The sequence below is a fragment of the Magnetospirillum moscoviense genome, assembly GCF_001650635.1.
In the GTDB taxonomy this organism is placed as follows: Bacteria; Pseudomonadota; Alphaproteobacteria; order Rhodospirillales; family Magnetospirillaceae; genus Magnetospirillum; species Magnetospirillum moscoviense.
This window is the reverse complement of sequence record NZ_LWQU01000147.1, coordinates 17,075-30,550: the sequence shown is the minus strand read 5'-3', so window position 1 is coordinate 30,550 and position 13,476 is coordinate 17,075. Positions and strand designations below refer to the sequence as shown.

Genomic DNA, 13,476 nt, shown 5'->3' with positions numbered 1-13,476 from the left:
CAAGTCATGAAAAACGCTATTCTGATGCCGCACGGTGTTGCTCCAATTCGTGTCCAGGAGACGCGCCAAACGTCTGAACACGAGTAGAATCAACGCCGTGCACTCAGTCCACTAAATTAAACCGGACAGCAGTGGGTCAAGCCCGGCCATGACGGCGAGGGGTGTGGAACATCCGGTTCCACCACACTCGGACAGACTCCGAATCGCTCCACGGCGGACGGAACCCGATACGGCGCCGGCGGCACATAACCTCTGTGCCTCTGTGGTGAAATCCTTCCTTCCCGCCGCCCGACCGGTCAGTGGGTGGTCGGCGCCGTGCCGGTCAGCACCATCCGTTCCACCTCGTTCAAGACCAGGAAGGCCAAATCCTGTTCGCGGCCGAACTTGGCGGTAGCGATGTCCTCGCGGGCGATGGCCGCGGCATGGTTGCCATAGCGCAGCACCATCAAGCGTGCGGACCTCATGATCTCATCCCGATCTGGAATCAACATGTCGGCCTCCTTATGCTGGACCAAGACAGCATATGGTAGCTTTAGTTAAGATTTCCAGAACGAATCATTCCAGCGCCTGGCGCAGGGCGGCCGCCGCGGCCCAGGGTGCCAGCGGCAGGGCGGCGGCCAGCAGGCCGGCCAGGATCAACAGATGCGGCTCGGCCGAGCGGGCCTGGACGGCGGCATCGATGGCGCCGACCCCGAAAATCAGCACCGGCACGTAAAGCGGCAGGATCAGCAGAGAGAGCAGCACGCCGCCGCGCCGGGCGCCCAGCACCAGGGCGGCGCCGATGGCGCCGACCAGCGACAGGATCGGCGTGCCGATCAGCATGGTCAGCATCAGCACGCCGAAGCCGTCGGCATTCATGTGCAGCAGCACCGCCAGGATGGGTGCGGCCAGCAGCAGCGGCAGGCCGGTGGTCAGCCAGTGGGCCACCACCTTGGCGGCGACGACGATGCCCAGCGAGGTCGGCGTCAGCACCAGAAGCTCGAGCGAGCCGTCCTCGTAATCGGCCTGGAACAGGCGATCCAGCGACAACAGCGAGGCCAGCAGCGCCGTCACCCACAAGATGCCGGCCGAGACGCGCTCCAGGATGCCGGATTCCGGGCCGATGCCGAACGGAAACAGCACCACGGTCAGCACGAAGAAGGTCACCACCATGATGCTGTCCGACCCCTGGCGCAGGGCCAGGCGCAGGTCGCGGCGCACCACTTCGAGGAAGCGGATCATGTCTCGTCTTCCTCTTCGACCGAGAATTCGTCGAGATGCAGGGTTTTGGCCCCGGGCAGGGCGACATCCATGTGGGTCGACAGCACCACCATGCCGCCCTGGCCGCGATGTTCGGCGAACACCCGTTCCAGCTCGGCGATCGAACGCTTGTCCAGCGCGGTGGTCGGCTCGTCCAGCAGCCACAGGGGCGAGGGCGCGGCCAGCAGGCGGGCCAGGTTGGTCCGCCGCTTCTGGCCGGCCGACAGCATCTTGCCGGGAATGTCCTTCAGATGGGCCAGGCCGAAGCGGTCCAGCGCCGTCTCGACGGATTCGGCGGCGCGGCCGGCATGGGGCTCGTGCAGGCGGGCCCAGAAGCGCAGATTCTCGGCCACCGACAGCACCGGCTTCACCGCGTCGTGGTGGCCGACATAATGGGTGCGGGCGGCATGCAGCTCGGGCTCTTCCGCCACCGCCTGCTCGCCCCAGGCCAGTCGTCCGGTCGCCGGCTTCAACAGGCCGGCCATCACCCTGAGCAGGCTGGACTTGCCCGATCCGTTGGGGCCCAGCAGCACCAGCGCGTCGCCGGGCGTGACCTGGAACGACAGGCCGGCGAACACCACCCGGCCGCCACGGATGCAGCCGAGCTGGGAACCGGAAAAGGGTGGGGGCGAGGGTGTGAAGCTCATCGCCGCTGTATGGCAGAAAAGACCGCGCGACGCAAAGAGACAGTCGTTGCGGCACAAGCGGCGCACGCTATAATCCGCCCGATTTTCCGCCCCCCGGGAACCGATCATGCGCCGCCTTGTTGTCGTGCCCTCGCTGGTTCTTCTGCTGGCCGCCTGCGCCGCCGATCCGCAATCGGGCGCCAGGCCCAATACGGCCGGCGCCGGTCAGGACATGGACAGCGCCCCCCAGGAAGCGTCGTTGCCGCCGCCCGACGTCACCAATCCGGCCCGCCTGAAGGGCTTGAACGCCCGCCAGGTTACCGCGGTTCTGGGTCAGCCCAGTTTCACCCGCAAGGATGCCCCGGCGGAAATCTGGCAATACCGCGTCCGCTCCTGCACGCTGGACCTGTTCCTGTACGAGGAAGGCACCACCCACCGGGTCGCCCATTACGCCGTGCGCAGCCCCCAGGTGATCAGCGACCAGGCCTGCTTCGACGAGGTGCTGGCGACCCTGCGCGGCGTGCCGACCAGCTGATGCTGGAGCTGCCGGCGATCATCGGCCATCGCGGCGCCGCCGCCTTTGCCCCCGAAAACACCCTCGAGGGCTTCGCCCTGGCCGCCCGGTTGGGCTGCGCCATGGTGGAGTTCGACACCCGCCTGACCGCCGATGGCGTCCCCATCGTCTTTCACGACGATCATCTTGACCGCACCACCGCCCTGACCGGCCCGGTGGCGGCCTGCCCGCTGGCCCAGTTGCGCCGCCATGCCCCCCAGGTGCCGATTCTGGCCGAGGTGCTGGATCTGTGCCGCTCGCTGGGGCTGGCGGTCAATATCGAGATCAAGCCCGATCGCGGCGCCGAGGCGGCCACCGCCGGCGCCGCCCTGAGGGTCGCCCGCGACCTGTGGGACCGGCCGGTGCTGGTCTCGAGCTTCGCGCCGCGCGCCCTGGCGGTGGCGGCCGAGCAATGCCCTTCCTGGCCGCGCGGTCTGTTGGTCGGCAGGGTGACCGCCGGCACGGCCGCGCGCGCCCTGACCCTGGGATGCGAAATCGTCGCCGCCGAACACTCTCGCCTGACCGCCGAGCGGATCACCATCCTTAAGAAACACGATTTGCGGGTACTGGCCTATACGGTCAACCGCACTGGGCGTGCCGACCATTTGCTGCAGCGCGGTGTATCGGCCCTGTTCAGCGACCGACCCGATCTGTTGGCCGGAAAAAGCGCGGCCATGTCATGAATTTTTCACCACGGCGGTAGCATTGCGCGCGAAGGCTGGCTAGAAATAGGGTCCGCCGACGGGTTTCAAAGCCGTCCCTTGCCGATACGGAGTTGTTTCACCTTGTTCAAGCTCGATCCCATCGTTATTTCCGGTCGTGAAGTCCTGCCCCTGGTCGAAGGCGGTAAGGGGATCAACGTGTCCAACGGGGAAAGCTCCGGCGCCTGGGCGGCGGCCGGCGGCGTCGCCACCTTCTCGGGCGTCAATGCCGACGATTACGACGAGAATGGCCAGATCAAGGAAGCGGTCTATCTTGGCAAGACCCGCACCGAGCGCCATCACGAGCTGATCGAGATGGGCATTCGTGGCGCCATCGCCCAGGCCCGCATCGCCCACGACATCTCGGGCGGCCAGGGCCGGCTGCACATGAACGTGCTGTGGGAGATGGGCGGCGCCGAGGCCATCTTGGAAGGCGCGCTGCAAGGGGCCAAGGGCCTGATCCACGGCGTGACCTGCGGCGCCGGCATGCCGTACCGCGTCGCCGAGATCGTGGCCCGCTACGGCGTCTATTATTATCCGATCGTGTCGTCGGCGCGGGCCTTCCGCGCCCTGTGGAAGCGCGCCTATCACAAGTATGGCGAGCTGCTGGGCGGCGTGGTCTATGAAGATCCCTGGCTGGCCGGCGGCCATAACGGCCTGTCCAACTCGGAAGACCCGGAAAAGCCCGAGCCGCCGATGGGCCGCGTGCGCGACCTGCGCACCACCATGCGCGAGTGCGGCGTGTCCGACGCGGTGCCGATCTTCATGGCCGGCGGCGTGTGGGCGCTCAAGGAATGGTCCGACTGGATCGGCAATCCCGAGCTGGGCTCGATCGCCTTCCAGTTCGGCACCCGTCCGCTGCTGACCCAGGAAAGCCCGATTTCCGACGCCTGGAAGAAGCGCCTGCTGGCCCTGAAGCCGGGCGACGTGCTGTTGCACCGCTTCAGCCCGACCGGCTTCTATTCGTCGGCGGTGAAGAACGGCTTCATCCAGGAGCTGGTCGACCGCTCCCATCGCCAGATCGCCTATTCCTCGGAAGCCATGGGCGACCATGTCGCCGAACTGCCGATCGGCGCCCGCGGCCGCCTGGTGTGGGTGACCCCGCACGACAAGGAAGCCGCCCTGGCCTGGATGCAGGCCGGCTTCACCGAGGCCCTGCGCACGCCCGACAATACCCTGGTGTTCGTCGATGCCGAAAAGGCCGAGGAAATCCGCCGCGATCAGGTCAATTGCATGGGCTGCCTGTCGATGTGCAGCTTCTCGAACTGGGCGCAGAACGAGGCCGGCACCAATGGCAAGAAGGCCGATCCGCGCAGCTTCTGTATCCAGAAGACCCTGCAGAACATCGGCCATGGCGGCGATGTCGAGCATGAACTGATGTTCGCCGGCCACAACGCCTTCCGCTTCGGCGGCGATCCGTTCTATGCCAACGGCTTCATCCCCACCGTCCGCCAGTTGGTCGATCGTCTGGCGACGGGTGATTAAGAAGTATTTGCTGCGGCGCAAATTGACCAAGGTCACAGAAGGCCGGTTGAAATCCTTTAAATTTCAACCGGCTCTGTGCTAGTTTGGAGGAACTCCTCTTCCAAACAGAGGAGAGCGACGTCGCCGCAGACAGGGATGGCTCGTCATGACCATGGTTACCGTTCGTCCTTACAGGCATGCTCTCGACCGCTTGCGCGGAGCCGGGCTGCGTCCGACCCGCCAGCGCCTGGCCTTGGCCCGGCTGCTGTTCGACGGCTGCGACCGTCATATTTCGGCGGAACAGCTGCATTCGGAAGCCTTGACCAGCAACATCCGGGTGTCGCTGGCCACCGTCTACAACACGCTGCACCAATTCACCGATGTCGGTCTGCTGCGTGAGATCGTGGTCGATGCCGGACGGTCCTATTTCGACACCAACACCAGCGACCACCATCATTTCTTCTTCGAGAAAAGCGGCAAGCTTGCCGATATCCCGGCCGAGATGGTGGGGCTGACCAAGATTCCCGATGCCCCCGAGGGCTTCAACATCAGCCGGGTCGAAGTGATCGTCCGCGTTAACGGCTGACCTCTCTTTCCTGTGAATGAACCGGCCCGGCGCCCCTTTTGGGGCGCCTTGTCGTTTTAAGGCTCGCCCCTTTTGGGGCGCCTTGTCGTTTTAAGGCTCGCCCCTTTTGGGGCGCCTTGTCGTTTTAAAGCTCGCCCCTTTTGGGGCGCCTCGTCGTTATGGCGCCGCCCCGGTCGGCAGGCGCACGGTGACGATGGTGCCCTGGCCCTCGGCCGAGGCCAGGGCGACGCGGCCGCCATGCAGATCGACGAAGCGATGGACCAGGGTCAGCCCTAAGCCGGCGCCGTCGGCGGCGGTGCGGGTGAAGCTGTCGAACACCCGGCCCTGGTCGGCGGTCGAGATGCCGGGGCCGGTATCGGCGACGGTCAGCACCAGCTCGGCGCCGTCGCGCAGCGCCGATACCGTGATCGACCCGCCGGACGGGGTGAATTTGACGGCGTTGCCGATCAGATTGAACATCACCTGGCGCAGACGGCGCTGGTCGGCGATGATCCAGCCGATATCCAGCGGGCAGTCGAAATCCAGCACCAGCTTCTTCTCGCGCACCCGTTCCTTGACCAGCCCCAGCACCGAGGCCAGCATCGGGTGGATGTCGACGACGTCCAGTTCCAGGGTCATCTGGCCGGCCTCGATGGCGGCCAGGTCCAAGATGTCGGCCACCAGCCCCTTCAGGGTCTGTCCGGCTTCCAGCACGCCCTTGATGTAATCGGACTGGCGTTTGTTGAGCTTGCCGAAATATTCGGCGGCCAGCATTTCCGAGAAGCCGATCACCGTGGTCAGCGGCTTGGCCACCTCGGCCGAGACATTGGCGATGAACTCGCTTTTCAAGGTGTCGGCGGCGGCCAGCGCCTCGTTTCGTTCGATCAGCGCCTGCTCGACGCGGGCGGAATCGCTGACATCCAGGAAGGTCAGCAAGCAGGCGCCGTCGGGCAGCGGCACCGCGCCGCAGGCTAGGATGGTGCCGTCTTGCCGTTCCAGCCGGGTGGTGCCGCTGCGCTGGTTGACCAGGGACATCAGCCGCTCGCGGGCCAGGAGCCAGGTCGAGGCGCGGTCGGGGCGGCCATCGAAGAACGGCTTCAGGCGCTCGACGATCTCGTTGATGTGGGGGGCCGCCCGCAGCGTCTCGGGCTCGAGCCCCCACAGGGCGGCGAAGACCGGGTTGGACAGCTTCATCCTGCCGTCGCCGCCGAACACCGCGATGCCTTCGTGCAGATGGTCCAGGGTCTCGCGCTGGACCGCCATGGCGGTGTTGAAGGACCGTTCCAGCGCCAGGCTGTCGGTGACGTCCTCGAAGGTGAAGATCAGCCCGCCATGGGGATGGGCCGACACCACCCGGCGCAGCGTGCGGCCATCGGGCAGGTGCATCAGCGTCTCGATCGGCTCGATCAGCGAGATGAAGCGCTTGAGCTCGTCTTCCTTGTGGGCGCGATAATCGGCGGTCTCGGGCAACAGCCGGCGCTCGCGCAGGGTGTCGAGCCAGATGCCATAGGTCGGCTGGCCGGCCAGCCAGTCGCGTTCCAGCCGCCACAATTTGGTGAAGGCGGTGTTGAAGAAGGCCAGGCGGGTATCGGGGGTGAAGATGGCGATGGCAGTGGCCAGACGCTCGAGTACCTCGCCCTGGGTGGCGACGTGGCGGTCGAGCTGGCTTTGCAGCTCCTCGACCCGGGTTTCATCCTGGATCAGGCCGGCGGTCAGCAAGGTGTCGCCGACCTGGACCGGGATTTCGGCGATCTGGGCCAGTCGGCGCTCGCCGGCCAGGACCAGATGGAACTGCTCGAAGCGCGGCGCACCGGCGGCGCGGGCGCGGGCGGCGAGCGCCCGGGCCTCGCGGACCAGATTGTCGGACGCCAGCTCGATCTGGGCGTGCACCACCGCCTCGGTCGAGGCGGAATCCACCGCCTGGGCATAGGCGCGGTTGACCGCCAGGATCGACAGATCCTCGTCGCGCAGCCACACCGGCATCGGCAGGGCGTCGATCAGCGCCTTCAGATAGGTGGTGTCGGAGGCCAAAGCCTGGAGCGAGCGGGCCAGGTCATCGACCATGGCGGCGCCGGCGCTGACGTCGGAGGCCCAGATCAGATCGGCCAGGCGCTCGCCGTCGGCATCGGCGGCCCGCGCCCCGGTGATCCGCACGGTGCGGTTCTGGCCGGGCAGCGGCAGTTCCATCTCGAAGCCGGCGCCATCTGCGAACAACAGGCCGACCTTGCGCTCCAGCGCCAGGCCGTCCTCGGGCGCGAACACCGCCAGCACGTCCTCGAAATCGGACTCGGTGCCCTTGGGCAGGCCCAGCAACACCGCCAGCCGGCGCGAGCAGGTTTCCAGCGGGCTGGGCGGAGCCATCCAGCAATAGAAGCCGTCGGGTGCCGATGCCAGGCATTCCAGCAGGGCCTGGGCCTCGGCTTCCTTCTCGGCGGTGGTCTGGATCAGGCGCGACAGCCTGAGCCTTTGCCAGGCGAACAGCGGCACCACCACCGAGGCCAGCACGGCGGCGCCCAGCACCATCGCCAGCGGGTCCAGCCACAGCGACGGCGGCACCTCGGCCGGGCCGGCCGGCATCTGCGCCAGGGCCGGCAAGGCGGTGGTCGTCAGCAAGGCGGTAAGCGCCACTCTCGGCACGATCCTGGTTCCCCTTCCCTATGGCCGCCACAGTGCCGGGGCCAGGCCGAAATGACAAGTAGGCTGACAGGCCAGGCGGCGGGTGATACACCAGCGGCCAGTCCGAGAAGGGGATTCCGATGCTGCAAAAGACCTATGATTGGATGATGGACAAGGCGGCGCACCGTCATGCGATCTGGTGGCTGGCTTTGATTTCGTTCATCGAAAGCTCGGTCTTTCCGATCCCGCCCGACATCATGTTGATCCCGCTGGTGCTGGCGGCGCCGACCCGGTGGTTCCGCATCGCGCTGATCTGCACGCTGTCGTCGGTGGCCGGCGGCTATCTTGGCTATGCCATCGGCTATTATTTCATGGACAGCGTCGGCGCCTGGGTGCTGGCCGCCTTCCATCTGACCGAGAAGTTCGCCGCCTTCAAGCCGCTGGTCGACCAGTACGGGGTGTGGGTGATCATCGTCAAGGGCGCCACCCCCATCCCCTACAAGCTGATCACCATCGCCGCCGGCGCCTTCAAGTTCGATCTGCTGGATTTCACCTTCGCCAGCTTCATCGCCCGCGCCATGCGCTTCTTCCTGGTCGCCGCCCTGTTGTGGAAGTTCGGCCCGCCGATTCGCGACTTCGTCGAAAAGCGCCTGAAGCTGGTTACCACGATTGCGGTGGTGCTGCTGGTCGGCGGGTTCCTGGTGGTGAAGCTGCTGTAATCAGGGGTTGGCCCGAAAAGTCGCTCCCGATTGCTGGAAATAGGACCGCCAGAATCGCTCGATGATACGTTCGGCGTCAGGGTCCAGGCGCGAGCGGTCGCGATCATCGACGCCAAAGCCGAAGACGATGACCTCCGCCCCCTTCACCGAGGCGAAGCCATTCTTGACGGCGACGGTTCGCAAGGCCTCGCGCAGTTCATCCTCTGTCAGCACCTGGGGCTTGCCCTTCTTAGGCAGCAGGGTGACCAGGACGTTTTCCAGCAGATCCGAGGCGATCACCACCTTCTTGATGGCGCCTTCCGAGTAATCCCGGCTGACCCGAGCCAGGGTGTCGATCAGGGCGGAATCCTTGGTCGAGACGGGCTTGGACATCTCCTTGTCAATGGCGGCGGAAACTTCGGCTGCGAAATCGCGGTCTTGACGGGCCACCATGATCGGGTCGAGCGGTCGATCGACGATATTGGTCCAGCTCGCGGCGCGACCCGGCCGACAATCATCATAGAGGACCTTGCGCTGCGAGACGCTGCCCGACAGGGTGGAGACCTCGAGATGCTGCCCCGGGGCCAAGATGCCGTTGGTCAGGGTCATGCGCTCGGGTCTGAGCGCATCACCGGCCACTCGGCCCAGGACGGCCTCGCTGGCGGCGGCGACGACGGCCTGCTCGGGCCGGCCGGCGGATGTGCGGTCTATCAGCAGCAGCACGCTTTCCTTGCCCGACTGATAGGTGTCGCAGAACCGCTTGCTTGCGGCGGCGGCGGGATCGGCGACAACGAGGGTGAAGGCGGCGGCCAGCAGGGTCGAAAGCGGACGATGCATCGCAAGCTTCTCCATCACGCGAATTGCGGAACGGCTTGGGGGGTCGCCAATTCCTCGTCATCGGGAATGGTGTCGAACTCGGCGCGGATGCGCATGGCCTCGGCGGCGATTCTCGCCTCGCCGAAATAGGCTGGGACCGGAAGGCCGTTGGCGCCGCGCGCGCAGATTGGCGCTTTGGTACGCCGTCAGGCGCATGCGCATCACGTGCAGAATGCGGTCGATGAAACCGGTCTTCTGCCGTTCCAGATTGGCCAGCGCCTTGAAGGTCACATCGACTTCGACCTGTAGCCGCTCGACCTCGCGGGCGTTGCTGGCGCTCTTGATGTCGAAACGGCGCTGCAGCTTGTGACGTTCGACCTCGTAGCGCTCGTTGACCCGGTCGAAGGTCTTCTTGGTGCTGCGATAGTGATCGTAGGCGGCCTGGTAGTCGGGGTCGGAATCGTGGTGGGCGAAGGCGACCATGGTTCCGACCAGGACGATGGCAGCGTTGAAGTACAAGAACAGCTGGCCGCCAGCGTCAAGGTCAGACGCATTGCCGCCAAACATGCCGCCGATGCCGATGGTCAGGCCGATGAACAGGAAATGGACCACGCCTATCGGCCAGTGCGAACGCCCCGCTATGGCGGCCATATCGAGAGGGCAATCGGCACCATGATGGGCAAGGTGCACATGCTGCCGGGCACCACGTTCTCGAACATTGCCGACAAGGGCGATTATGACCCCGAGAAGCATGCCTGCATGACCCTGCCCGAATTGGAAACGTGGTTGGCGCTGGGGATCGATGTTTACCACCAGAGCATCCACTCCGCCCTGGGCATGTCGCCATTGGCTGCGTGGGAGAGCGGTATCTTGGGATCTGGTGGTGTGCTTGGTCGTGGGTTGCCAGCCAGGATCGCGGACCCGGAGCACTTCCTGATCGACTTCCTACCCTTTAAACGTCACGCGGTGACCAAGGAAGGGGTTCTGCTCAATCATATCCATTACTGGGCGGATACGATCCGACCGCTGATCAATGATGGCGGTTCCTACATCGTCCGCTATGACCCCCGTGACCTGTCTCGGGTGTGGTTGTTGACTGACAGCGGCATTTACTACGCCTTGGTGTACAAGGCTCGCCACCGGCCGCCCATCAGCCTTTGGGAACACAATGCCGTTCTGTCCGAACTGCGGGCCGAGGGGCGACGACACATCGATGAAGCCTCCATCTTCGATCGGATCGAGAAGATGCGAGCGATTGTCGACGAGGCTGCTGCGGCCACCAAGACAGCGCGGAGACAGGCTGAGCGACGGCGGACCAGTTCGCCGGATGGGGCGCAACGTGTTGCGACACAGTCCCCGATACCTGAGCCCGCAAAGCCGGATGCGACTCCACGCCGCATTCCCAAGCCATTCGATGTGGAGGAGTGGTGACCATGGACGACACTTCGCCGCTTGCTCACCTGGCTCCACAGGTTCGTGAGATCGCGTTGATGGACGATTCCGTTCGCATCGAGTGGATTCAGAAAGATCGTTGGGTGGGCTATACCCGGGCCGGGCAGGCACTGGCGAAGCTGCAATGGCTGTTGGCGCACCCCAAGAAGATGCGGATGCCCAATCTGTTGATCGTCGCCCCCACTAACAACGGCAAGACCATGGTGGTGGAGAAGTTTCGCCGAGACCATGCTCGTGGACTTTCTCTCGACGGCAGGGCCGACGTCATTCCGGTGCTGCGGGTGCAGATGCCCAGCGCAGCGGATCCGTTGCGCTTTTATCAGGCCATCCTGGAGGCGCTCTCGGCCCCAACCCGCCGTGGCCATCGTTTGGTGGAGAAAGAAGGGCAAGCTATACGGTTGCTGCGAGCTACGGGCGTGCAGATGCTGGTGATCGACGAGATCAACAATGCGCTGGCCGGGCCGACCAACAAACTCAGTGAGATGCTGAATTTGCTGAAGAACCTTGGTAACGACCTGCAAATTCCATTGGTGGGTGTCGGCACCAAGGATGCGTTGCAGGTGATCCATTCCGATGACCAACTGGCCAATCGGTTCGAGCCATTCCCATTGCCGCGTTGGCGGGATGACAGCGAATTACAGGATTTGCTGGCCAGCTTCGAACAAACGCTGCCGCTTCGCCGCCCTTCGGATTTGACCAATCCGGTGTTGACGCGCCGCATCGTGGCGATGTCAGAGGGCATTCTCGGTGAAATAGTTGCCTTGCTGGTGCGGGCGGCGGAAGCCGCAGTTCGGACTGGCACGGAGCGGATCGATCTCGCCCTGTTTGACTCCGTCGATTTCCAGCCGCCCTCAGCGCGGCGAGCCTCGGCTGCCGCTATGCGGGTGGACTGAGGGGGCGGCAGTCATGGATATCGAAATAATTCCCCCGGATGGAAACGACGGGCAGATATGGCCGGTGCGTCCGCCACTGATCGATGGCGAACTTCTCTCCAGTTGGATATGTCGGCTGGCTGTTGCCAACGGGTTGGCGCCGGCAGCATTGCACGAAATTTTATCGGCAGCTGCGGGTCCAACCGGGAAGGGGTGGATGGATCGTTCGCCGTCATCGGAATTGGCGGATTACATCGCTCGACAGGCCGACCAACCGGTTGAACGAATTTTGCGTGCCGCCCCTCTCCGGCCTGCACGGTTGATCGATCGTGATGACTTCATCGGGCGCTTTGTCGCCGCCAGCCCGAAGCTGATGCTTCGTCCTAACGTAACGGCAAAGGATGCCGAGGAGCCCGAACGGGACGTTGCCTATCTGGCCTATTGCCCGCAATGCCTTGCGGAAGACGAAGAGCCGTTCATGCGCATGGAGTGGCGAACTCGTTTCGCCACTGGCTGCGAGCGCCATGGCATTCGCTTGCAGCATTGCTGTCCCCATTGCCGAGGGCAGATCAAGCCGCATTTGGCCAAGCATCTGGATGGCATCTGCTTCTGTGCTCATTGCGCAGGCGATCTTCGGCAGGTGGCCGCCATACCTTTGTCCCAGCGCGAGAAGGCGGATATTACGGACGTATCGCTCTACCTCGATGCGGTACTGGGCGGGATGCCGATCGAGGAATTGGCCAAGAAGGGAGAGGCCCTGATCAAGCGGGCCATCAGTGTCATCAATGGCAAAAGCAACTTCTGGCATCTTTATTTCGCGCCCAACGAAATAGGGGGTGGCCTGGAATGGATGCGCAGACCCAGTACGGCCTGGCGCGATGGGCAGGCTGAAGAACTGGGGCGAGAGCGTCTGGAAGCGCGCGGGCCGGTCTGGAACAGCGTGATATATGCCAGTGAACGGCTGGTCCCTTGGGATGGTCAGATTCCAGCCGAGGTCGGGGCCGGACGTCTTGTCGGCTATGCCAATCGCTACAGTGACGCCGACGTCAACATGGACAAGATTCTCGATCGACAAATCGGGGTGCTGCGGATCGTCGGCGTGCCAGACACGGCGATCTACGTGGATGATGCCCTGGTGGGCTCGACCGATCCCCGATACGGTTTGCGGGCCATGCTGAAAGCGGCACGACGGGGCGATACGATCGTCGTCATGGGACTCGAATTTCTTGGGCGCTCGACCTTGGAAACGATGACAACGATTGAACGCTTTCAGGAGGCTGGCTTTCACCTATGGCTGTTGGATGTCCAAATTCACACGGGAACGCCAAGGGGGCAGGCGTTATTTGACGTGGTTGGATTGCTGGAGGCTGCACAGCGGCGTCGCCATGTGTCGTGGTCCAAGACGGTGATCATGGACGGCGTGGCCGAGGGGCGTTTCACCTTGGGGAAGAAGCCGGTCCCGCGCGAGAAATTGTTGGAAGGCGGGCGGCTATTGCTGTCGGGCGTGAAGGCGCAAGCGGTGGCAGAGGCAATCGGAATCGCGGTTCCGACCGTGAAGAAGCACCGGCAGACGATGTTGGCCCTGGCCAGGAATGATTTGGACGATCTCGGACCGAGCGACGATCGGTAGCGCCTTTTCTACCACAATTGGGTTGAATGCCAGGAATTCAACGAATTTGTGGGAAAATTGCCCGCCGCCCCCTCACGATTCGACGAATATCTGGGAAAACTCGCGGGAAATGCGGGATCCGTCACTGGCCGCAGCCCATTGAAATCATTGATGATCAAGAAGGTGGCTGGGGCGCCAGGATTCGAACCTGGGAATGCCGGTACCAAAAACCGGTGCCTTACCGCTTGGCGACGCCCCAACAGCG

The 13,476-nt window shown here is 64.3% G+C and carries 14 protein-coding genes and 1 tRNA gene; 8 read left to right on the top strand and 7 right to left on the bottom strand.

Annotated features, from left to right (window positions below):
* Positions 1-296: 296 nt before the first annotated feature.
* The 3 genes from A6A05_RS12590 to ccmA form a co-directional block, all read right to left on the bottom strand.
* Positions 297-464, bottom strand: coding sequence for a hypothetical protein (locus A6A05_RS12590; RefSeq protein WP_156521043.1), 168 nt, complete (start codon positions 462-464; stop codon positions 297-299).
* Between the two features lie 91 nt (positions 465-555).
* Positions 556-1,221, bottom strand: a complete 666-nt coding sequence (ccmB, locus tag A6A05_RS12585) for a heme exporter protein CcmB (RefSeq protein WP_068501534.1) — start codon at positions 1,219-1,221, stop codon at positions 556-558.
* Positions 1,218-1,886: a heme ABC exporter ATP-binding protein CcmA gene (gene ccmA, locus A6A05_RS12580; protein ID WP_068501532.1), complete on the bottom strand. Its 669-nt coding sequence runs from the start codon at positions 1,884-1,886 to the stop codon at positions 1,218-1,220. The genes ccmB and ccmA overlap by 4 nt, the downstream gene beginning before the upstream one ends.
* 106 nt (positions 1,887-1,992) lie before the next feature.
* Between ccmA and A6A05_RS12575 the strand changes: the two genes are divergently transcribed.
* The 4 genes from A6A05_RS12575 to irrA all read left to right on the top strand — a co-directional run bounded on the left by A6A05_RS12575 (position 1,993) and on the right by irrA (position 5,169).
* Positions 1,993-2,400: a hypothetical protein gene (locus A6A05_RS12575; RefSeq protein WP_068501529.1), complete on the top strand. Its 408-nt coding sequence runs from the start codon at positions 1,993-1,995 to the stop codon at positions 2,398-2,400.
* Complete coding sequence (locus A6A05_RS12570) at positions 2,400-3,101, top strand: glycerophosphodiester phosphodiesterase family protein (RefSeq protein WP_068501526.1); 702 nt, start codon at positions 2,400-2,402, stop codon at positions 3,099-3,101. Before A6A05_RS12575 ends, A6A05_RS12570 begins: the two co-directional genes overlap by 1 nt.
* A 102-nt stretch (positions 3,102-3,203) precedes the next feature.
* On the top strand, positions 3,204-4,604 hold the full coding sequence (locus A6A05_RS12565) for an NAD(P)H-dependent flavin oxidoreductase (RefSeq protein ID WP_068501523.1): 1,401 nt from the start codon (positions 3,204-3,206) through the stop codon (positions 4,602-4,604).
* A 145-nt stretch (positions 4,605-4,749) separates the two neighbouring features.
* Positions 4,750-5,169, top strand: coding sequence for an iron response transcriptional regulator IrrA (gene irrA / locus A6A05_RS12560; protein ID WP_082910931.1), 420 nt, complete (start codon positions 4,750-4,752; stop codon positions 5,167-5,169).
* Positions 5,170-5,325: 156 nt separating this feature from the next.
* On the opposite strand, the gene A6A05_RS12555 is transcribed toward irrA, so the two are convergent.
* Positions 5,326-7,776 (bottom strand): sensor histidine kinase, encoded by a 2,451-nt coding sequence (locus A6A05_RS12555; protein WP_245644291.1) that lies wholly within the window; start codon positions 7,774-7,776, stop codon positions 5,326-5,328.
* A 128-nt stretch (positions 7,777-7,904) separates the two neighbouring features.
* Between A6A05_RS12555 and A6A05_RS12550 the strand changes: the two genes are divergently transcribed.
* Positions 7,905-8,483 carry a YqaA family protein gene (locus A6A05_RS12550; protein ID WP_068501521.1) on the top strand — a complete coding sequence of 193 codons (579 nt, stop codon included), beginning with the start codon at positions 7,905-7,907 and terminating at the stop codon, positions 8,481-8,483.
* Here A6A05_RS12550 and A6A05_RS12545 read toward each other — a convergent pair whose 3' ends face one another.
* Together A6A05_RS12545 and A6A05_RS12540 are read right to left on the bottom strand one after the other, a co-directional pair.
* Complete coding sequence (locus tag A6A05_RS12545) at positions 8,484-9,299, bottom strand: hypothetical protein (RefSeq protein ID WP_156521042.1); 816 nt, start codon at positions 9,297-9,299, stop codon at positions 8,484-8,486.
* Positions 9,300-9,356: 57 nt separating this feature from the next.
* Positions 9,357-9,761 (bottom strand): hypothetical protein, encoded by a 405-nt coding sequence (locus tag A6A05_RS12540; protein ID WP_156521041.1) that lies wholly within the window; start codon positions 9,759-9,761, stop codon positions 9,357-9,359.
* Here A6A05_RS12540 and A6A05_RS12535 point away from each other — a divergent pair.
* From A6A05_RS12535 to A6A05_RS20225, 3 genes are read left to right on the top strand one after another with little or no spacing between them, the layout of a single operon-like run.
* Complete coding sequence (locus A6A05_RS12535; RefSeq protein WP_216635795.1) at positions 9,744-10,709, top strand: Mu transposase C-terminal domain-containing protein; 966 nt, start codon at positions 9,744-9,746, stop codon at positions 10,707-10,709. The genes A6A05_RS12540 and A6A05_RS12535 overlap by 18 nt on opposite strands.
* Before the next feature lie 2 nt (positions 10,710-10,711).
* Complete coding sequence (locus A6A05_RS12530) at positions 10,712-11,623, top strand: TniB family NTP-binding protein (RefSeq protein WP_068501511.1); 912 nt, start codon at positions 10,712-10,714, stop codon at positions 11,621-11,623.
* Positions 11,624-11,636: 13 nt separating this feature from the next.
* Entirely contained in the window at positions 11,637-13,232 is a 1,596-nt protein-coding gene (locus A6A05_RS20225) for a TniQ family protein (RefSeq protein ID WP_082910928.1), read from the top strand.
* Positions 13,233-13,395: 163 nt separating this feature from the next.
* Here A6A05_RS20225 and A6A05_RS12515 read toward each other — a convergent pair.
* Positions 13,396-13,470 (bottom strand) — tRNA-Gln (locus A6A05_RS12515).
* Between the last annotated feature and the right edge of the window lie 6 nt (positions 13,471-13,476).